Raw genomic sequence first — 19,350 nt, 5'->3', positions numbered from 1 at the left:
TCTATTCCTGGTACAGCACTGCCACGCCATCACCACGGGCAAGCCGCTTCACCTGGTCCAACGTATCCACCGCCATGACGGAGTACGTGACCTCCACACCCGAGTGCAGGCGTCCCTCGGCAGTGTCCTCATCACTCGCCACTGATATCAGCTTGCGAATTCCGGCGAATCGATAGAGGGAAGGCCTACCGTCTTCACCCACCAGGCGACCGGTCAGATCCTCATACCCGGAAGCAAGCGCTTCTGCATTCTCAAGAGCGTGTTCATCGTTGTCGGCACTGATCAGATACACGTTCTCATGCACCCGGAACGCCCCCTGTCCTGGACTCTCGTAGTAGAAAATGGCGTGTGCGCAATACCACATGCATCACCTCAATGATTCTTTTGCGGGTTGTCCCTGGTTTGGATGTCGCGAGCCTTCTGCTGCCAGCGGAATCCACATTTATGCGGCACTTGGCAATGAGCCGTTTAGCCGTTAAGCAGCCCACGGATCACAAACCACATCCACGCATGGCCTGGATCTACCGGTACAACCGCACCTGCTTCTCCAGCAGATGCGGCACGATCAACCGATGCACCGGGGCGACCGGCAGCATGTATACACGCCCGAACGCGTTGTGCGTATGCACCACCGTCGCCACTTCCAGCACATCGCCCTGCCATTGCAGGGCCAACTGCACACGCAGGTGGCGGTCGTCGTCTTCCAGCACGATGGCATCGACGTCCAGCGACTGCAGGGTGAAGATGCCCAGCCGCTGGCCGGGTTGAGGATCCTCAACATCCTGCACCGCACGCAACGAGCCCAGGTGCTTCATGCCGAGCAGGCGCATGCCGCGATTGCGCAGTGCCATCAGCCCATCGAACCAGCCGGGAATGGTCGCCGCCATATCGCGATAGGCCTGCAGGGCCGAGCGCCCATCGCGACGGGTCGTCGCCTGGCAGGCGTGCACGAAGTCGGCACCGGGCAACTGCGCACGCAGCACGCTGCAGGCAGTTGGCGGCCTGCTCACGACGGACGCACTGCTCACGGCTTCGGCCCCTGCCCTTCGTTGTCTTCCCAATGCAGGATGCGGCGGGTCACGAAGCGATAGACCGGCTTGCCGGTAGCGAACCACAGTTCGCGCACCCACGAGGTGCGCTTGAGCACGCGCTTCTCCACCGGGGTGAGCGACTCGCGGCAATACATGCGCTTGTGCTTGAGCAGGTGGCGCAGGTCCTCGCGGGCCAGCAGCCGCATCCAGCGCGAGCGCGGGTTGCCTATCACCGCCAGCTGGAAGTCGATCAGCGCTGGACGACCGTCTTCGGTGACCAGCCAGTTGGCTTCCTTGGCCAGATCGTTGTGGGCCACGCCATTGCGGTGCAGCTGCTGCAGCAGCCGACGCGCCGAGCGGAACCAGGCCAGGTCACCGCGTGGTGGACGCTGGTACATGGCATCGCCGGCCATGAAGCTGCGGTCGAGGTGACGGCCATCCCACGCCAGCAGCTGCGGCACATCGGCCATGCCGTGGATGTGGCGCAGCGCGCGTGCTTCGCGGCGGGCCAGCCACCAGGCCGGCAGCCGCAGCCACAGCGGCGTGGCGCCCAGATCACGGCGCACGAAGGGGCCATCGGGCCCTTTCACAAGAAGGATCTGGCCGAAGCTGTCGGCCTTCAAAGCGTGCGGTGGAGCGTCTGGCGTATGCGGCATGGGGCCATTCTAGGCGAAGGCGCCGGTTGCAAACGGTCACGAAGCGGCTGGGAACCAGTCACCTTCACGCCCCTATAATCGGGCAATGGACTCTTCATGGATCGACGCCACGCTCGCGTGGATTGCCGCTCACCCCGTGTTGGCGGGTGCCGTTATCTTCCTCATCGCCTTCTGCGATGCGGTGATCATTCTTGGCGCCATCGTGCCGGCGCTGCCGCTGCTGTTCGCGGTGGGCGTGTTCATCGGCCTGGGCCAGATCTCCGGGCCGTACGCGGTGGCGGCTGCAGCCCTGGGCGCATTTGCCGGCGACGGTATCAGTTACTGGATCGGCCGACGCTGGGGCGACCGCCTGCGCGGCATCTGGCCGTTCAGCCGCTACCCGCAGCTGCTCGACCGCGGCGAGAACCTGTTCCGCCGCAACGCCTTCAAAAGCATCCTGATCGCACGCTACGTGGGCGCGATCCGCCCGTTCGTGCCGGCCATCGCCGGCATGATGAAGATGCCGGCCAGCCGCTACGTGCAGGCCAGCGGCATCGCCAGCATCTCCTGGGCGGTGCTGTTCCTGGCGCCGGGCTGGATTCTTGGCGAGGCGTATGACGCCGTGGCCGCCGTGGCCGGACGACTGGTGGTGGTGGTCGGCCTGCTGGCGGTGATCCTCGGCCTGGTCTGGGCCATCGTTCTGTACGGCTATCGCTGGTCGGCCGCGCGCATGGACAACTGGCTGGCGCGCCTGCTGGATTGGTCCAACCGTCACCCGACGCTGGGCCGCTACACCGTTGGCGTGCTGGACCCGAAGCGGCGTGAGTCGGTGCCGCTGGCAATGCTGGCGTTGATGCTGCTGGTACTGGGCTGGGGCTGGTTCGCGTTGCTGACCGTGGTGGTCGCACACGGCGAGCCGCTGGCGATCGACCTGCTGGTGCACCAGGCCATGCTGGCGCTGCGCAATCCGCTGGCCGACTACCCGATGGCCGCGCTGGCATCGCTGGGCGCCTGGCAGGTACTGCTGCCGGCCACCGCGGCGGCGATGGGCTATCTGATCTGGCGCCGGCGCTGGATGGCAGCCGCGCACTGGCTGGCCGCGCTTGCCTTCGGCCTGGCCCTGACCATGCTGCTCGGCGCCACCGTGGATGTGGTACGCCCGGTCGATGCCAGCAGCGGCTTTGGCTTCCCGTCGGTGTCGGTGACCATGGCCACCATCACCTTCGGTTTCTTCGCGGTGCTGATCGCCCGCGAGATGCCCGGTCGCACCCGCGTCTGGCCGTACCTGGTGTCGGGCATCGTGGTCAGCCTGATCGGCTTCTCGCGCCTGTACCTGGGCGCGCATTGGCTGAGCGATGTGATCGGCGGCATGCTGTTCGGCACGTTCTGGCTGCTGGTGCTGGGCATCGCCTACCGCCGCCGCTTCAACCGCTCGTTCTGGGTGAAGCCGGTGGCCTGGCTGTTCTACGGCGTATTCGCCGTGGCGGCGATGTGGTACGCGCCGCGCCACATTCCGGTGAAGCTGGAGCGTTTCGAGCCGACCCTGCCGGCACCGCAGGCGATGGATGCGCAAGCCTGGTGGCAGCACGACTGGGCCACGCTGCCGGCGCGCCGCAACGAGTTCGACGACGACCAGCGCTGGCCGCTGGACGTGCAGGTGGCGGGCCCGCTGGCGCCGCTGCAGGCGCAGCTGGAAGCCCGCGGCTGGAAGCGGCAGGAGCAGGCCGGCTGGCAGCAGGCGCTGCTGATGCTGGACAAGAACACCGGCGCCGATGAGCTGCCGGTATTGCCGGCCACGCTGGACACCCGCGTGGAAGCACTGCTGATGGTGCGCCAGGGTGCGAAGCCGGATGAGCGCTATGTGCTGCGCCTGTGGCCGGCACCCGCGCAGCTGCAGCCGGGCAACACGCCGCTGTGGCTGGGCAGTGCACAGACCCTGCGTTACGAGCGCCACTTCGAATGGATCGGCATGTGGCACCCGCTGCGTGGTGTCGACCCGGCGTTGAACGCGGTGAAGGACGCCGTGCAGAACCTGCCGCAGCGGGAGGATGTGCACAGCGAAACCGGGCTGCCGGTGTTGCGGTTGAAGACCATGCCGTGATCGAGCCGGTGCTTCTCTGGTAGTCGCCAACCCTGGTTGGCGTTTCCCGGTTCCGGCGCGCTCTGGCTGTCGCCAACCCTGGTTGGCGTTTCCGGTTCCGCTGCGCCCTGGTAGTGGCCAACCTTGGTTGGCGTTTTCCGGTTACGGCATCCAGCCCAGCAACTGCTGCAATCGCTGGTGCGGGTCATCCATCTGCAGCAGCTGCAGGCGCTGCTGCTCGCTCAGTGGCAGCAGTTCGGCCAGCCGCCAGCCGACCCAGCTGGCCTGGTCCAGCAATGCCGGGTTGGCCGGCGCATAGGCCTCGCCGGCCTGTTCGATGATGTGCCCCAGCACCGTGGCCAGCAGCGCATGCTGCGGCCGCAATTCGTCATCGGGGTCTTCATCACACCAACGCACGTCGGCCACCACCAGGCCGTTGTCGCGTACGCGGGTGCGCTCGACATGGAAGCGGCGGGTGCCACGCAGGCGCAACTGCAGCACGCCGTCGGCGCCGACATCGAAGTCTTCGATGCGTACCTGCACGCCATAGGCGGCCGGCGTTGCTGGTGCGCCGACTTCCTCGCCATCGAGGATCAGACAGACACCAAACCCCTCACCACTGCGGCCGCTGTCGCGGACCAGGTCCAGATAGCGGCGCTCGAACACGCGCAGGCCTACCGCCGCACCCGGCACCAGCGTGGTGTGCAGCGGAAACAGCGGCAGCGAACCGTCGACGCTCATCGGGCCTGCAGCGCGGCCAGGAAACGGCGCGGTGCACCGTCGAAGCCACCATTGGACATGAACACCACCTGGTCACCACTGCGCGCGCTGGCCTGCAATTGCGCCAGCAGCGCGTCGGTATCGGGCACGGCGTGCGCTTCGCCACGCACCGCGGCGATCACAGCAGCGGCATCCCAGGCCAGTTCCGGGCGATGCAGGAACACCACTTCATCGGCCAGCGCCAGCGACGGAGCCAGCGCCTGCGCGTGTGCGCCCAGCCGCATCGAATTGCTGCGCGGCTCCATCGCGACCACGATGCGCGCATCACCCACCTTGGCACGCAGGCCTTCCAATGTGGTGGCGATCGCGGTCGGGTGATGGGCGAAGTCGTCGTAAATGGTGATGCCGTCATGCTGGCCGATCACTTCCATGCGGCGCTTGACGCTGCGGAAGCGTGACAACGCAGGAATCACGTCGGCCGGTGCCACGCCCACCGCATGCGCGGCGGCCAGCGCAGCCAGGCCGTTGAGCACGTTGTGGCGGCCCAGCAACGACCACTGCACGTCGCCCATTGCCTGCCCGCGGTGATGCACGCGGAAGGCGCCGCCATCGGCGGCCAGCAGCTCGGCATGCCATTCCAGCGACGGATCGAATCCGAAGCGTTCGACCGGCGTCCAGCAGCCCATCGCCAGCACTTCGGCCAGATGCTGATCCTCGCCGTTGACGATCAGTCGGCCACGCGCCGGCACCGTGCGCACCAGATGGTGGAACTGGCGCTGGATCGCGGCCACGTCGGGGAAGATATCGGCGTGGTCGTATTCAAGATTGTTGAGGATGGCCACCAGCGGCCGGTAGTGCACGAACTTGCTGCGCTTGTCGAAGAAGGCGGTGTCGTACTCGTCGGCCTCGACCACGAACTCGCGGCCCTGCCCCAGGCGGGCGGAGACGCCGAAATCCTCGGCTACGCCGCCGATCAGGAAACCCGGTGAACGACCGGCGCTTTCCAGCAGCCAGGTGAGGATGGTGGTGGTGGTGGTCTTGCCGTGGGTACCGGCCACGGCCAGGGTGTCGTGGCCCGGCAGCACCTGTTCGGACAGCCACTGGGCGCCGGAGATGTAGCGCTGGCCGGCGTCGAGCACGGCCTCCACGGCCGGGTTGCCGCGCGAGAGCGCGTTGCCGATCACCACCTCGTCGGTGCCGGCCGGCACGCTGTCGGCGCGGTAACCCTGGTCCAGGGTGATGCCCAGCTGTTCGAGCTGGGTCGACATCGGCGGATAGATGGCCTGGTCGCTGCCGCTGACCGTATGGCCCAGTTCCCGCGCCAGGGCGGCCACGCCGCCCATGAAGGTGCCGGCGATTGCAAGGATATGTACGCTGCTCATGACCGAGGATTGTGACCGATGACGGCTGTATAGGGCCAATGTCCGATCCGGGGTAAGACAAGTCCTACACAGGATGTGAGAAAACTCCAATCATCTGTCAGGGAAATCCCGATAGCGATGTTCTGTGAACCCGGACACAATTCGAACTGCCAGCCGCAGTACCCGAACCGGTCCTACTCCCCAAGAGGCCATCCCCAAGGGAGCTCATGCTGCGGGGCCCTGAGCAAGCCCTCTGCTGGCGCCTATCAAACGACACAGGCCTGGTCCTCGCGGACCAGGCCTGTGCTTTTTGCGCCCGAGGGACCGGCAGTGCACCGGCCCTGCAGGATCAACCCTTGATCGCCGCCAGGATGCGGGCTTCGATCTCGTCCAGCTCACCGACGCCGTCGACGCGGGCCAGGGTGCCACGGCCGGCGTAGAAGTCGACCACCGGGGCGGTCTGGTCGTTGTAGACCTGCAGGCGCTGGCGCACCGCTTCCGGCGTGTCATCGGCGCGGCCCTGTTCCTTGGCACGACCGGCGATGCGCTCGACCAGCAGCTCGGTGGCCACGTCCAGCTGCACCACGGCATCCAGCGGCTGGCCGATCTTGGCCAGCAGGCCGTCCATCGCATTGGCCTGGGCCACATTGCGCGGGTAGCCATCGAGGATGAAGCCCTTGGCGACATCGGCCTGGGTCAGGCGCGACTCCAGCATGCCCAGCAGGATGTCGTCCGACACCAGGTTGCCGGCATCCATCACCGTCTTGGCCTGCTTGCCCAGCTCCGTGCCCGCGGCGATTTCCGCGCGCAGCATGTCACCGGTCGAAATGTGGGCGATCCCCAGCTTTTCCTTCAGGCGCGTCGCCTGTGTCCCCTTGCCCGAACCGGGCGGTCCCAACAGAACCAATCGCATTGACCTGACTCCAACGTGTTGAAAACAAAGAAGGTTCGCGTCCCGGACGGACCGGTATCGCTGCACCGCAATAGCGCCACTTTACCGCATCCGGGTAATGTCCCTGCAATGTCCCCTCCCCCGAGCAGGTAGAAGCATGCGCAACGGTACTCTCCTCTACGCCCAGTCCGGCGGTGTCACCGCGGTCATCAACGCCACGGCGGCGGCGGTGATCGAGCAGGCCCGGGCCAAGGGCATCAAGGTTCTGGCCGCCCGCAACGGCATCCTCGGCGCCCTGCGCGAGGAGCTGATCGACACAAGCAAAGAGAGTGCCGCCGCGATCCGCGCGCTGGCCCATACCCCGGGCGGCGCCTTCGGCTCGTGCCGGGTCAAGCTGAAATCGCTGGACGCCGACCGTGCCCGCTACGACCGCCTGCTGGAAGTGCTGCGCGCGCACGACGTGCGCTGGTTCCTCTACAACGGCGGCAACGACTCGGCCGACACCGCGCTGAAGGTCTCGCAGCTGGCCAAGGCCTCCGGCTACGACCTGACCTGCATCGGCGTGCCCAAGACCATCGACAACGATCTGGCGGTGACCGACACCTGCCCCGGCTTCGGCTCGGCGGCCAAATACACCGCCGTGTCGGTGCGCGAGGCGGCGCTGGACGTGGCGGCAATGGCCGAGACCTCCACCCGTGTCTTCATCTACGAGGCCATGGGCCGCCACGCCGGCTGGCTGGCTGCGGCCGCCGGCCTGGCCGGCAATGGCGATGACGAGGCCCCGCACATCATCCTGCTGCCCGAACGCGCCTATGACGAAGCGGCGTTCCTGGCCAAGGTCAAGGCGGTGGTCGAGCGCGTCGGCTACTGCGTGGTGGTGGCGTCGGAAGGCATCGCCACCGCCGATGGCCGCTTCGTCGCCGACGCCGGTGGCGGCAAGGACTCGTTCGGTCACTCGCAGCTGGGCGGCGTGGCGGCGCACCTGGCCGGCCGGGTCAAGGACCAGCTGGGCCTGAAGGTGCACTGGGCGCTGCCCGACTACCTGCAGCGCTCGGCCCGCCACCTGGCCAGCAAGACCGACTGGGAGCAGGCGCAGGCGGTCGGCAAGGCCGCCGTGCAGCTGGCACTGAAGGGCCAGAACGGCGTGATGCCGGTGATCGTGCGCAGCACCGATGCGCCCTATCGCTGGAAGATCGAAGCGGCGCCGCTGTCGAAGATCGCCAATCATGAAAAGAAGATGCCCGCCGGCTTCATCCGCCGCGACGGCTTCGGCATCACCGCCAAGGCACGCGCCTACCTGTCGCCGCTGATCAAGGGCGAAGCCCCGCTGCCGTACGGCACCGACGGCCTGCCGAAGTACGTGACGCTGAAGAACGTGGCCGTGAAGCAGAAGCTGCCGGCCTTCGAGGGCTGAGCCGAAAAAGGGGACGGAGGGGATTAAGTCGTATACGCCCCTTTGTGTTGAGCCCTGTGCGGAGCGCAGGGCACATTGCGGCGGCCGTCGAAGCACCCCACAATCGGGCTCCGGCCCGGGGCAAAGGGGCCGCCGCAAGCCAGATTCGACGCTGCCCGGCCTTCAAGGCCCGGGCCTGTGCTGCCATTTCACAAGGACTGTAACCATGAAGCACCCGATCCTGATCGCCGCGCTGCTGTGCGGTGCCGCCGCGCCGGCCTTCGCTGCGACCTGCGAAAGCAACTTCCAGAAGAAGGGCAATCCCTTCGTCGGCACGACCTTCACCTCATCGGTCACCCATCCAGACCTGACCGTGGCCAGTGCCATCGGCCAGATGCGGGTGATCGCCAAGAACGCCAACATGGACGTCCTCAGCGAGGACGTGGAAGGCGGCTCGATGCTGATCGAAGAGCCGGAATCCATGGCCCACAAGCCGATTCCGATGATCATCAGTGCCACCTCCGAAGGCGGCCAGGGCACCGTCGGCATGGTGGTGAAGGTCAACAAGGGCGCCATTGCCTCGGCCGACGGCGTGCGCGAAGAAATGTGCAAGCTGCTCAACCAGATCAAGCCGGGCAAGGCTGGCGAACAGGCGGCCAAGGCCACTCCGCAGGCGTCGGTGGTGACGATTGCCGCCGACCGCTTCGGCTTCCAGCTGCGCAACCAGAACAAGGACAACCCGGCCGCGGTCGAGCCGCGCTACAAGGGCAAGACCTACGCCATCACCGGTCGCATCACCTCCGTGCTGCGCAGTGGCGGCACCTACAACACCAGCTTCGACCTGCCCAGCGATGGCAGCATCGACTTTGAGCGCGTGGCCATTTCCTGCTCGTTCGCAGCCAACCAGGCCGCGTATGCGCTGGCCCTGCGCCCGCGCGAGAAGGTGACACTGACTGGTGTGGTCGACAGCTACGACCAGATTGGTCGTGTGTTGTGGTTGAAGGACTGCCGCGGCAACTGATCGCTGCCAGCATGGGAAAAGGCCCGGGTGCGCAGGCGCCCGGGCCTTTTCGTTTCCACAGCGGTTCACACCTGGCGCACGTGCATCGCAGGATGATGGATGCCCCGTCCGGAGGTCATCATGGCACTGCGTGTTGTTCGGCTGGGTACGCCGCGCCACCCCGGCGAAGGGCTGCGCATCGGTACCGTGCGGCGGCCGCCACGCGGCGTGCCGCGCAGTGAGTTCGCGGAACAGGACTGGTACGACGTCTGGTTCCCGACCCTGTCACCCAGCGCGGAACTGGTAAAGCGGGCGCACGAAGCGAAGACCGCCGCCGACTGGAATGCCTTCTTCCGCCACTACAAGGCCGAGATGAAGGCACCCGATGCCGCGCATGCGCTGGATCTGCTGGCCGCGATGTCGCAGCACAGCGACATCAGCGTGGGCTGCTACTGCGAGGATGAGACGCACTGCCACCGTACGGTATTGCGCGAGCTGCTGGTCGCGCGCGGGGCGACGCTGGCGGAGTGATGATTGCAGGGTTGCCGGCCAGCGGCCGGCACTACCGGTGGATGACCGCGTGGGTACACCGCCCGCGCAATTTCAATTGCAGGCCTTGCCTTCCATCTGCAGCTGCGCGGCGAACATCGTCACCTGCGGGATCTTGCCGGCAGCGGCCTGCTTCTTGGCCTCTTCCAGATAGATGCGCGACTGGCCCTGCCCATCCAATGCCTGGGTATTGTTCACTGGCAGGCGCCACACCCGCACTACTGCCTGCTGCGCCGGGCACGCGGCATTGGGTACGCGGATCACATCATTGAGCTTCCAGCCCTTGTCGGCGCTTGGCTGCGCCTTGGCATAGTCGACGAAACGCGCGCGCGGCTGGCACTGCTCGCTGGTCCGCACCGGCGCGAAGCGATACGGCTCGGCCGCCTGACCGGTGAAGGCACCTTCCAGGCGCGCGCAGGCCTCGGGAATCTGCCGCAGGGTGTGCACCGCGCCCACGGCCTGGGGGGCACCCACGGCGCGCTGCAGCTCCGGGGTTTCCGCGGCGAGTGCCGGTACGGCCGGGACCAGGGCGGCAAGCATCAACAGGGACAGGCGCATGGGGAATCTCCTACGGGACTGGGCGCAGGCTTGCAGAGGCTGGCTTAACGGGGCGCAAAGACGCATCCATCGAGCAGCCACTGCGCTCGCCGGGCATGGCCCTGCGCTACCATCCGGGCGCAGGTGCACGCATACTGCGGGCACCAGGGAATGCTGAACACCGCCATACGTCGGACGACCACCAAGGTCGGTACGGGTTGGTTCCAGGCTGCAGCCCGTCGTCCCCCTCGTGGTGCCGTTCATCGCCACTGGATGCCTACATCCATTCTGCGGAGGGGTCTAATGCTGGAACGTCACGGGCTGTCATTGGCGCTGGGCTGCGCCATTCTCGCGATCCTGTTCGGAATCGTCTCGGCGCGCTGGATCCTGCGCCAACCCACCGGCAATGAACGCATGATCGCGATCGCCACCGCGATCCAGGAAGGTGCGCGTGCCTACCTCAACCGCCAGTACCTGACCATCGGCGTGGCCGGTGTGGTGCTGTTCGTGCTGGTCGGCATCTTCCTCAGCTGGTACACCGCGATCGGCTTCGCCATCGGTGCGGTGCTGTCCGGCGCGGCCGGCTACATCGGCATGAACGTCTCGGTACGCGCCAACGTACGCACTGCCGAAGCTGCACGCCACGGCATCAGCGCCGCAATGGACGTCGCCTTCCGCGGCGGCGCCATCACCGGCATGCTGGTGGTCGGCCTCGGCCTGCTGGGCGTGGCCGGCTACTACGCACTGCTGCTGCGCATGGGCCTGCCGATGGGACAAGCGCTGCATGCCCTGGTGGGCCTTGCCTTCGGCTCCTCGCTGATCTCGATCTTCGCGCGGTTGGGCGGCGGCATCTTCACCAAGGGCGCGGACGTAGGTGCCGACCTGGTCGGCAAGGTCGAAGCCGGGATTCCCGAGGATGACCCGCGCAACCCGGCGGTGATCGCCGACAACGTCGGTGACAACGTCGGCGACTGCGCCGGCATGGCTGCCGACCTGTTCGAGACCTATGCGGTCACCGTGATCGCCACCATGCTGCTGGGCAGCCTGATGCTGACCGAGGCCGGCGCCAACGCGGTGCTGTATCCGCTGGTGTTGGGCGGCGTGTCGATCATCGCCTCGATCATCGGCGCGCTGTTCGTCAAGGTGAAGCCGGGCGGCTCGATCATGGGCGCGCTGTACAAGGGCGTGATCGTCTCCGGCGTACTGGCCGCGATTGCGTTCTACCCGATCACCACCGGGTTGATGAGTGACAACGTGCACGGGCCGATGGCGCTGTATGGCTGCGCATTGATCGGGCTGGTGCTGACCGGCCTGATCGTGTGGATCACCGAGTACTACACCGGCACCCAGTACAAGCCGGTGCAGCACGTGGCACAGGCGTCGACCACCGGCCACGGCACCAACATCATCGCCGGCCTCGGGATCTCGATGAAGTCCACCGCACTGCCCGTGATCGCGGTGTGCGCGGCCATCTGGGGTGCGTTCGCGCTGGGTGGCCTGTACGGCATCGCCATCGCCGCCACCGCAATGCTGTCGATGGCCGGCATGATCGTCGCCCTCGATGCCTATGGACCGATCACCGACAACGCCGGTGGCATCGCCGAGATGGCCGAGCTGCCCTCGGAGATCCGCGACATCACCGACCCGCTGGATGCGGTGGGCAACACCACCAAGGCGGTGACCAAGGGCTATGCAATCGGTTCAGCGGCACTGGCCGCGCTGGTGCTGTTCGCCGACTACACCCATAACCTGCAGGCAGCACATCCGGGGCAGGAATTCCGCTTCGACCTCAGCGACCACACGGTGATCATCGGACTGCTGATCGGCGGCCTGATTCCCTACCTGTTCGGTGCGATGGCGATGGAAGCGGTCGGCCGCGCCGCCGGTGCGGTGGTGGAGGAAGTGCGCCGCCAGTTCCGCGAGATCCCCGGCATCATGCAGGGCACCGGCAAGCCGCAGTACGACAAGGCGGTGGACATGCTGACCCGCTCGGCGATCCGCGAAATGATCGTGCCCTCGTTGCTGCCGGTGGCGGTGCCGGTGGTGGTCGGCCTGCTGCTGGGGCCGCGCGCACTGGGCGGCCTGCTGATCGGCACGATCGTGACCGGCCTGTTCGTGGCCATCTCGATGACCACCGGCGGCGGCGCCTGGGACAACGCCAAGAAGTACATCGAGGACGGCCACTTCGGCGGCAAGGGCAGCGAGGCGCACAAGGCGGCGGTAACCGGCGATACCGTCGGTGACCCCTACAAGGACACCGCCGGCCCGGCGATCAATCCGCTGATCAAGATCATCAACATCGTGGCACTGCTGCTGGTGCCCCTGCTGTAGATCCACGCCTTGCGCAAACCCGTAGAGTCGAGCTTGCTCGACTCTACGGCCGCGCCCGCCTCATCCACCGGACGACAAGCAGCACGACGGCGATCATCCAACAGGCGTAGATCGGCCGGTCCCAGCCATCGAAGAGGCTCAGCGGGCTGCCGATGAAGGCGAACGAGGCCAGCCACGCGCAGAGTACGCCGGGCAGCCACGAGCCACGCCGGATGCAGAAGGCCGCGAACAACAGCAAGGGCAAGGTCAGGATGATCGCCGGCGTGAACGGTGCCAGCGAAAGAACGGCCACGCATGCAGCCAGGAACACGCTGCACCAGGCCAGCCCCCGTAACGTCCGAGTCGTCATGCCAGCCTCCGCGCGTCCATTGACGGTCATGCACGAGCATAACGCCTGCGCGCTGCCGTGAATTCCGGTTGGGGTCAGAGCCCTTTCCTGCGGAAAGGGATCCGACCCCGATGGCGATCACCGCCCGCGCAGGAAGAACGACACCGGCACCATCACTTCCACCGGGTCGCCGGCCACTTCGGCCGGCGGCGCCGGTACCGGGCTGGCCCGCTGCACGGTGTCCAGCGTCTCCTGGTCGAGCAGCGCGAAGCCACTGCTGCGGCCCAGTTTCAACCCCGAGACCGCGCCATCGCGGGCAACCGCAAAGCGCACGTAGACCACACCCTGCTGGCGCAGCCGCTCGGCCTGGCGCGGATAGCGGCGGTGTTTCTGCAGGTGCCCGAGCAGGCGTCCTTCCCAGGTCGCCTCGGCACGACTGCGCTCACCCGCCGTGGTCTGCGGTGCGGTGTAGCGTGTAGCCGCATCAGCCGCCACCTGCGGCGGTGCGCTGGTCTGCGCGACGTTGGCGTCAGCGGTGTCCGGCGACGGCGTCGGCTCCGGTGTACGCGGCGGTGGCAGCTCACCCTGCGGCTGCACCGGCGCCTTGGGTTGCTCGCGCAGGGCCGGCGTCGGTGCCTGCCGCTGTTGTTGCTGCTGCAGCGGCCCGGTCGCGACCTCGCGCGGCGGCACCGGCGGTGCCTGCGCCATCGGCGCCAGTTCCAGCATCAGCGCAGCGGGTGGCGCCGCAGCCGTCAGCGCTGGCGCACGGGCCGCCCACCAGCAGGCCGCGCCGATCAACAGCGCATGCACCAGCAGCACGATCGCCAGGCTGGTCGCCCAGCGCCGCAGTCCACTCATCGTACGCCCTGCTCCAGGCCGACCAGTGCCACCTTCAGGTAGCCGGCCGCTCGCAGCGCATCCAGCGTGGCCATCAGTTCGCCATAGGGCACGCGGGTATCGGCACGCAGGAAGATGCGCTGCGTGGTGTCACTGTGAGTGGCCGCCTGCAATGCAGCCGCCAGCCCGTCGCGCGCTACGGCCTGTTCACCAACGCGCAGCGACAGATCGGCCTGCACGGTCACATACACCGGTGCCTGTTCCGGCGGCGTGGCGCTGGCGCTGCTGGCCGGCAGCTGCACCGGCACCGACACGGTGGCCAGCGGTGCGGCCACCATGAAGATGATCAGCAGCACCAGCATCACGTCGATGAAGGGCGTGACATTGATCTCGTGTGCTTCTTCCGGCACATCGTCGCGGTCGGACGCGGTCCTGATCGCCATCGTCGCGCCTCAGTGCACCGCACGCAGCGGCGCCGCTGCGGTACGCGGAACGGCACGATCGAGATCGCGTGAGACCAGTTGCTGCACGGCCGCCGACAGATCACCGAGCAGACCCCGCAGGCCGGCCAGTACACGGCTGAAGTGGTTGTAGACCAGCACGGCGGGAATCGCTGCGACCAGACCCAGCGCGGTCGCCAGCAGAGCCTCGGCGATGCCGGGCGCAACCACCGCCAGGTTGGTGGTGTTGCTGTGCGCGATGCCGATGAAGCTGTTCATGATGCCCCACACCGTGCCGAACAGGCCGACGAACGGCGCCACCGCGCCGATGCTGGCGAGCACGCCGATGCCGCGTCGCTGCACGCGCGCGGTTTCCAGTTCAATGCGGTCCAGGCGCGAGGCCACGCGCTCCTTGATGCCGTCGCGGCTATCCAGTTCCTGCGACAGGCGCAGTTCGGTGCGCGCCGCGTCCAGCATGGCGAGTGCGGTGCCCTGCTGCAGGCTGGCCTCCACGCTCCCGCCGGGCAGGCTCGGCGCCTGCAGCAGCAGCGCGCGCGCTGCACGCAGCTGCCGGCCCTGCCGGGCCAGCTCCCAGCCCTTGGCCAGCAGCACGGTCCAGGTGGCCAGCGACGCCAGTGCCAGCGCGATCATCACCGTTTTCACCACCACATCGGCGGCCAGGTACATGCCCCACGGGGTCAGTGCAGGAGCAGCCACGGGGGCCAGGTCAGCAGGCAGCATCGTCTCGGTTTCCATCAGCATCAGGGGTCGCTGCACGGCGGCGTGCCGAGCGCGGATCATTGGCGTCGTCCACTTCCACGACCGGGTTGGGCTCCAGCCGCGGTGCGGGCCGACTGAGCACGTAGCCGGCGCTGACCGCGAAGAACAGGCCCACGCCCAGCAGCAGCCGCCAGGACGGATGTGCGCCCCAGCAGAACAGCGCGAAGCCCACCGCCATGCCGGCGCTGGCAAACGCCTTGCCCTTGCGCGACACCGCGCCCTGCTCGCGCCACAGCCGCAGTGACGGGCCGTAGCGCGGGTGCGCCAGCAGGCGTTGCTCGAACTTCGGCGAACTGCGCGCGAAGCAGCCCACGGCCAGGATCAGGAAGATGGTGGTCGGCATCACCGGCAGCAGCGCGCCGATCACCCCGAGGCCGACCATCAGCCAGCCCAGCGCGAACCAGAGCCAGCGCATCAGCGTTGCGCCGATAGGCGGGAGGCGTGCATCAGGCGAATTCCACTTCGACGTGGCCGTGCACGCTGCGGAAGGCGGCGTCCGCCGCATCGATCACCTGCTGCTCCTGCTCGGCGCTCAGCGGCACCGCGTCCAGCGCAGCAGTGAATTCACGCCAGTGGCGCGCCGCGCCATCCGGGTGTGCGGCCAGGTGACGGGCACCGAAATCGCGGTCCAGGCCGAGCTTGGCAGCCATCTTGTACAGAATGGTGCCGCCGAGATTGGAGCCTTCGGCCACATACAGCCACCCCAATGCGGCGGGTAGCTCCAGATCGGACGGCAACGCCGCGATGTCGGCCCCCGGCAGGGTCTGCTCCAGATCCTGCAGGTCGCGCGCCACCTGGGTCAGGCGGCGGCGCTCGCCCAGGTCCGGCAGCAGTGCATCCAGCGCAGGGTTGGCATACAGCGCATCGATGCTGCGATGAAAGCGGTACTGCACGCGCAGGAAACGGGCGAAGTTGCTGCGGTCGGCGAAGATGTCGCCGGCCATGATGCGCTTGTCCAGCGCGCCATGGCTGTCGCGGGTGGCGGCCTTGAGCCGCAGGCTGCGGCTGTCTTCAGGGGCGATGTGTGCGTTCATGGGGGATGCCAAGGGGGTCGTCCTGCTGTAGACGTTCGCCACGGGGCTTTCCCCAAGGCCATGTGCACCGATAATGGCGTATCCCTTCTTCCCGCAGGAACCGACGATGATCACCACCGAACCGCGCATGACCAACCTGTTCCTGCAGCTGGGCCTGGATGCCAGCGCCGAGGGCATCGCCCGCTTCATCCGCGAACACCAGCTGGCCACCGATGTGGAAGTGGTCGAAGCGCCGTACTGGAACGATGCCCAGCGCCAGTTCCTGTCCGAGTCGCTGCAGGCCGATGCGGCATGGACCACGGTGGTGGATGAGCTGAACGAGTCGCTGCACGAAGATGCCGTGAAGGCGGCGACCGGGCTGTAACTGGCTGGAGGAAGGCGCCGGGCATGGCCCGGCGCTACCGTTGTCTCCCGCTGGGGGCAGAGCCCTTTCTGCAGGAAAGGGATCCGACCCCGACGATCAATACTTCCAGGTCAGCGCCAGCCTCGCGGTACGGCCCGGGGCCGGCATCACGCCCAGCGCCAGCGGATCCAGGTAGTAGCGGTCGGTGACGTTGTCCACGCCCGCCTCCACCGACAGCTGGTCGTTGAAGCTCCAGCTGGCGAACAGGTCGACCAGGGTGGTCGGCCGGTACAGCTGCTGGATCGCCGACAGGCCCACGTTCCAGTCCTTGTCCAGCTTGCTGATCGGGCCGGCGTTGTGGACCACGCGGGTACCGAAGGTCAGGCGCTCGTCGAACAGGCGCGAGCCCAGGGTCAGGTTGACCATGTAGCGCGGCGGGTTCTGGGTATTGGTGTACGAGCCCTCGAAGCCGCCGTCCACGCAGTTGGGCGTGTTGGCCAGTTCATCGTTCCTGCGCTGTGCACCATAGGCACGGCGCTCGGCGGCGATGTCCGGTGCGCAGGTCTTGGCCTTGAAGTAATAGTGCGCGGACAGATCAGCAAATACCTTGCCGCTGTCATAGCTGGACTGGAACTCCATGCCCGAGACCTTGAACCGGTCAACGTTGCGGATCAGGCCGGCCGAGAGCGTGCGGTAGTCACGGGTGATCAGGTCGTCGATGCGGGTATCGAAGTACGCCAGCTTCAGCGCCAGGCGGTCGCCGGCGGTGAACAGGTCATAGCGGATGGTGCTGGCACCGATCTCCCAGCTGCGCGCACGCTCCGGCTTCAGCTCGCCCACCGGCTTGGCGGCGGTGAACAGGCCCAGCGTGGTCTCGAACAGGCTCGGCAGCTTGGTGCCTTCGGCATACTTCACGTAGACCATGGTGTCTTCGCTGAAGCGGTAGGCCACGCTGGCGGTCGGCGAGAACGCGGTGTCGCGGCGACGGATCGGCTGCGACCAGCTCCAGCTGACCGGCACCTCCAGGTCCTGCGCCTTGCCGGCGTCGTAGAAGTTCCAGCCACCGATGTCGCCCACCGTACCCTTCTTGTACGGTGAAGCCAGCAGCGATTCCTGGGTGAAATTGCCGTTGGCGTCCGGATACCAGTTCAGCAGCGCGATGCGCTTGGCCCGCCACGACGGCAGCGCCGGGTTGCCATTGAGCAGCTCGGTGTAGCGGTACTGGCCCTGCACCTCGTAGGCATCGGGCGTGGCCAGGCGGTTGCGGTCATGCACATCCACGCGGTTCCAGCGGCCGCCGGCCAGCAGTTCCCAATGCTCATCGGGCTGCCACTTCAGCGAGGCCACGGCACTGTATTCCTTGCGCTCGGCGTTGCGCAGGAAGCGGTTGTTGATCAGGTCATCGTGCATGACCGGCCCCGAGCTGCCCGGTGCAATGTCCTCATCGCTGTAGGACAGGCCGTAGTCGAGGGTGAATGCACCGGCGTGTGTATCGAACTTCGAGGTGTTGCTGGCATCCAGGCCGAAGCGCTTCTGCCGCAGCGGATTGCGGTAGGCATCCTTGTAACCGGGGTCGCCACTGAAGCTGGGCGCGTCGTACCACTCGGTGCGGCGATCGAAGTACCAGGGGGTGATGCCGGTCAGGCTGTTGTACATCACGCTGTCGGTATCGGTGTACGTGGCGTTGACGCGCAGGTCGAGCAGCTCGCTGTCCGGGTTGAAGCGGTAACGCAGGGTGTAGCTGTCCATGTCAACGTGGCCCGGGTCCCATTGCGGAATGCGGTCGCGATCGACGCGGATGATCTGCGAGGCCATGATCTCGCCGGCGGTGCCCTCGTAGCGGCGGTAGCCCGCTTCCAGGGTCTGTGCATCGTCGATGCGCCAGGTTCCCTTGAGCAGCGCCGACTTCGAGCGCGCCGAGGTATTGAACACCTCGGTACGCGGCGGATTCAGCGGTGCCAGCGTGCGCCGGGTCTGCGGGAAGTCATCGTAGCCATGCTTGCCGGAGAAGTAGTTGCCGTTGTCGCGGTAGGCGTAGGCGGCAACCAGGTCGAAGCGATCCCAGTGTCCCGCAGCGGCCACGTTGAAGAACTGGCTACCGGTGGCGCTGCGGTCGGTGCGCGGCGCGGCGCTGTAGGACGGCAGGTTGTTGGCGCTGTTGTTGGCCAGGCCGCCACGCACGCGCACGCCGAAGTCCCGGCCTTCGCGCAGCACGTCACCGATCTTCAGCGTCTCCATCTCGACCACGCCGCCGATGCCACCGGAGGCGTTGGCCTGCAGGCTCGGGCCCTTGGTGATGGTCAGGCTGGAGATCAGGTCCGGGTCGAGGTAGGTGCGCTGCGACTGGCCGGCATAACCACGGTAGGTATCCATGCTGGACTGGCCACCGTCGATGATCACCGGCACGCGGCCCTGGCCCTGGATGCCACGGATGTTGACGTCAAAGCCGTTGCCCACGCGCGGATCACCGGCGGTGACGCCAGCCACGCCCTTGACGATGTCGCCGTTGGACGTACCGCGGAATCGCTCCAGGTGCGTGCGGTTGAGCGTGGTGGTGGAGCCGACGCTGCGATAGCCGTCGAGCAGGCGCGCCTCGTCGCTGGTTGCGCCGCTGTCGATACGGTCGCCGGCCACGCTCAGCGTATCGGTGACGATCACACCGCTGTCGGCCTGCGCCGACGCTGCCGCTTCCAGGGTCACCGCATCGGCACTGACCCGGCGCACCGCCAGGCCACTGCCCTGCAGCAGGTGCTGCAAAGCCTCGCTGGCCGACAGGCTCCCGCTGACCGCACGCGAGGTCACACCCCGGGCCAGGGTGGCCGGGTACACGACCTGCACACCGGACTGGCGCATGTAGCTGCGCAGCGCCTCGTCCAGTGGCTGCGCGGGGATATCGAAGCGCTGCACGGCAGTATGGTCACCGCTGGCATCCTGCGCGAGTACGGAGGGCGCGGCGCTGGCCAGGACGGCCGCCAGCAGGGCGATGCACAGGCGGGACGGGCGCGGCATGCGGCCCGGACGATGGAAATCGAACATGGGGGAACCTGTCAGGTAATCGG

20 protein-coding genes are annotated in these 19,350 nt (G+C 67.1%); 6 read left to right on the top strand and 14 right to left on the bottom strand.

Going from position 1 to position 19,350, the window contains the following annotated elements:
- Position 1: 1 nt before the first annotated feature.
- The 3 genes from ABE423_RS11435 to ABE423_RS11425 all read right to left on the bottom strand — a co-directional run bounded on the left by ABE423_RS11435 (position 2) and on the right by ABE423_RS11425 (position 1,687).
- Positions 2-364: a DUF4288 domain-containing protein gene (locus ABE423_RS11435; protein ID WP_071228176.1), complete on the bottom strand. Its 363-nt coding sequence runs from the start codon at positions 362-364 to the stop codon at positions 2-4.
- A gap of 157 nt (positions 365-521) precedes the next feature.
- Positions 522-1,028 carry a DUF2867 domain-containing protein gene (locus ABE423_RS11430; RefSeq protein ID WP_346486079.1) on the bottom strand — a complete coding sequence of 169 codons (507 nt, stop codon included), beginning with the start codon at positions 1,026-1,028 and terminating at the stop codon, positions 522-524.
- Complete coding sequence (locus ABE423_RS11425) at positions 1,025-1,687, bottom strand: serine/threonine-protein kinase (RefSeq protein WP_049400706.1); 663 nt, start codon at positions 1,685-1,687, stop codon at positions 1,025-1,027. The genes ABE423_RS11430 and ABE423_RS11425 overlap by 4 nt, the downstream gene beginning before the upstream one ends.
- Positions 1,688-1,772: 85 nt before the next feature.
- Here ABE423_RS11425 and ABE423_RS11420 point away from each other — a divergent pair, with 85 nt between their 5' ends.
- Positions 1,773-3,767, top strand: a complete 1,995-nt coding sequence (locus ABE423_RS11420) for a VTT domain-containing protein (protein WP_346486077.1) — start codon at positions 1,773-1,775, stop codon at positions 3,765-3,767.
- Between the two features lie 141 nt (positions 3,768-3,908).
- Here the strand turns inward: ABE423_RS11420 and ABE423_RS11415 are convergent, their stop codons facing one another.
- The 3 genes from ABE423_RS11415 to ABE423_RS11405 all read right to left on the bottom strand — a co-directional run bounded on the left by ABE423_RS11415 (position 3,909) and on the right by ABE423_RS11405 (position 6,740).
- Positions 3,909-4,487, bottom strand: coding sequence for an LON peptidase substrate-binding domain-containing protein (locus tag ABE423_RS11415; protein WP_032128383.1), 579 nt, complete (start codon positions 4,485-4,487; stop codon positions 3,909-3,911).
- On the bottom strand, positions 4,484-5,848 hold the full coding sequence (gene mpl / locus ABE423_RS11410) for a UDP-N-acetylmuramate:L-alanyl-gamma-D-glutamyl-meso-diaminopimelate ligase (RefSeq protein ID WP_346486074.1): 1,365 nt from the start codon (positions 5,846-5,848) through the stop codon (positions 4,484-4,486). The genes ABE423_RS11415 and mpl overlap by 4 nt, the downstream gene beginning before the upstream one ends.
- A gap of 328 nt (positions 5,849-6,176) precedes the next feature.
- Positions 6,177-6,740 carry an adenylate kinase gene (locus tag ABE423_RS11405; protein ID WP_032128385.1) on the bottom strand — a complete coding sequence of 188 codons (564 nt, stop codon included), beginning with the start codon at positions 6,738-6,740 and terminating at the stop codon, positions 6,177-6,179.
- 136 nt (positions 6,741-6,876) lie between these two features.
- Between ABE423_RS11405 and ABE423_RS11400 the strand changes: the two genes are divergently transcribed.
- The 3 genes from ABE423_RS11400 to ABE423_RS11390 all read left to right on the top strand — a co-directional run bounded on the left by ABE423_RS11400 (position 6,877) and on the right by ABE423_RS11390 (position 9,643).
- The gene (locus ABE423_RS11400) at positions 6,877-8,133 is read left to right on the top strand and encodes a 6-phosphofructokinase (protein ID WP_125894981.1); all 1,257 of its coding nucleotides are present in this window, start codon (positions 6,877-6,879) and stop codon (positions 8,131-8,133) included.
- 205 nt (positions 8,134-8,338) lie between these two features.
- Entirely contained in the window at positions 8,339-9,133 is a 795-nt protein-coding gene (locus ABE423_RS11395) for a hypothetical protein (RefSeq protein ID WP_049400701.1), read from the top strand.
- A 120-nt stretch (positions 9,134-9,253) separates the two neighbouring features.
- Positions 9,254-9,643 (top strand): DUF488 family protein, encoded by a 390-nt coding sequence (locus ABE423_RS11390; protein ID WP_346486072.1) that lies wholly within the window; start codon positions 9,254-9,256, stop codon positions 9,641-9,643.
- Positions 9,644-9,715: 72 nt separating this feature from the next.
- Here the strand turns inward: ABE423_RS11390 and ABE423_RS11385 are convergent, their stop codons facing one another.
- Positions 9,716-10,219 carry a hypothetical protein gene (locus ABE423_RS11385; protein WP_346486070.1) on the bottom strand — a complete coding sequence of 168 codons (504 nt, stop codon included), beginning with the start codon at positions 10,217-10,219 and terminating at the stop codon, positions 9,716-9,718.
- Positions 10,220-10,501: 282 nt separating this feature from the next.
- On the opposite strand from ABE423_RS11385, the gene ABE423_RS11380 reads away from it, so the two are divergent.
- Positions 10,502-12,529 carry a sodium-translocating pyrophosphatase gene (locus ABE423_RS11380; RefSeq protein ID WP_346486068.1) on the top strand — a complete coding sequence of 676 codons (2,028 nt, stop codon included), beginning with the start codon at positions 10,502-10,504 and terminating at the stop codon, positions 12,527-12,529.
- Positions 12,530-12,572: 43 nt separating this feature from the next.
- Here ABE423_RS11380 and ABE423_RS11375 read toward each other — a convergent pair whose 3' ends face one another.
- The 6 genes from ABE423_RS11375 to ABE423_RS11350 form a co-directional block, all read right to left on the bottom strand.
- Entirely contained in the window at positions 12,573-12,908 is a 336-nt protein-coding gene (locus tag ABE423_RS11375) for a hypothetical protein (protein ID WP_346486066.1), read from the bottom strand.
- An 87-nt stretch (positions 12,909-12,995) separates the two neighbouring features.
- The gene (locus ABE423_RS11370) at positions 12,996-13,715 is read right to left on the bottom strand and encodes an energy transducer TonB (RefSeq protein ID WP_346486064.1); all 720 of its coding nucleotides are present in this window, start codon (positions 13,713-13,715) and stop codon (positions 12,996-12,998) included.
- Entirely contained in the window at positions 13,712-14,137 is a 426-nt protein-coding gene (exbD, locus tag ABE423_RS11365) for a TonB system transport protein ExbD (RefSeq protein ID WP_346486062.1), read from the bottom strand. The genes ABE423_RS11370 and exbD overlap by 4 nt, the downstream gene beginning before the upstream one ends.
- A gap of 9 nt (positions 14,138-14,146) precedes the next feature.
- Positions 14,147-14,875, bottom strand: a complete 729-nt coding sequence (exbB, locus tag ABE423_RS11360; RefSeq protein ID WP_164081248.1) for a tonB-system energizer ExbB — start codon at positions 14,873-14,875, stop codon at positions 14,147-14,149.
- Positions 14,862-15,329, bottom strand: a complete 468-nt coding sequence (locus ABE423_RS11355; protein ID WP_346486059.1) for a YbaN family protein — start codon at positions 15,327-15,329, stop codon at positions 14,862-14,864. The genes exbB and ABE423_RS11355 overlap by 14 nt, the downstream gene beginning before the upstream one ends.
- A 31-nt stretch (positions 15,330-15,360) precedes the next feature.
- The gene (locus ABE423_RS11350; protein WP_049400694.1) at positions 15,361-15,948 is read right to left on the bottom strand and encodes a biliverdin-producing heme oxygenase; all 588 of its coding nucleotides are present in this window, start codon (positions 15,946-15,948) and stop codon (positions 15,361-15,363) included.
- A gap of 106 nt (positions 15,949-16,054) precedes the next feature.
- Between ABE423_RS11350 and ABE423_RS11345 the strand changes: the two genes are divergently transcribed.
- Entirely contained in the window at positions 16,055-16,312 is a 258-nt protein-coding gene (locus tag ABE423_RS11345; protein WP_006390068.1) for a DUF2789 domain-containing protein, read from the top strand.
- Between the two features lie 96 nt (positions 16,313-16,408).
- Here the strand turns inward: ABE423_RS11345 and ABE423_RS11340 are convergent, their stop codons facing one another.
- Positions 16,409-19,327 carry a TonB-dependent receptor gene (locus tag ABE423_RS11340; protein ID WP_346486057.1) on the bottom strand — a complete coding sequence of 973 codons (2,919 nt, stop codon included), beginning with the start codon at positions 19,325-19,327 and terminating at the stop codon, positions 16,409-16,411.
- Between the last annotated feature and the right edge of the window lie 23 nt (positions 19,328-19,350).

The sequence above is a fragment of the Stenotrophomonas sp. TWI1409 genome (assembly GCF_039673015.1).
Taxonomy (GTDB): Bacteria; Pseudomonadota; Gammaproteobacteria; order Xanthomonadales; family Xanthomonadaceae; genus Stenotrophomonas; species Stenotrophomonas maltophilia_A.
The sequence above is the reverse complement of the archived record's forward strand: the minus strand, read 5'-3'. Positions and strand labels throughout refer to the sequence as shown.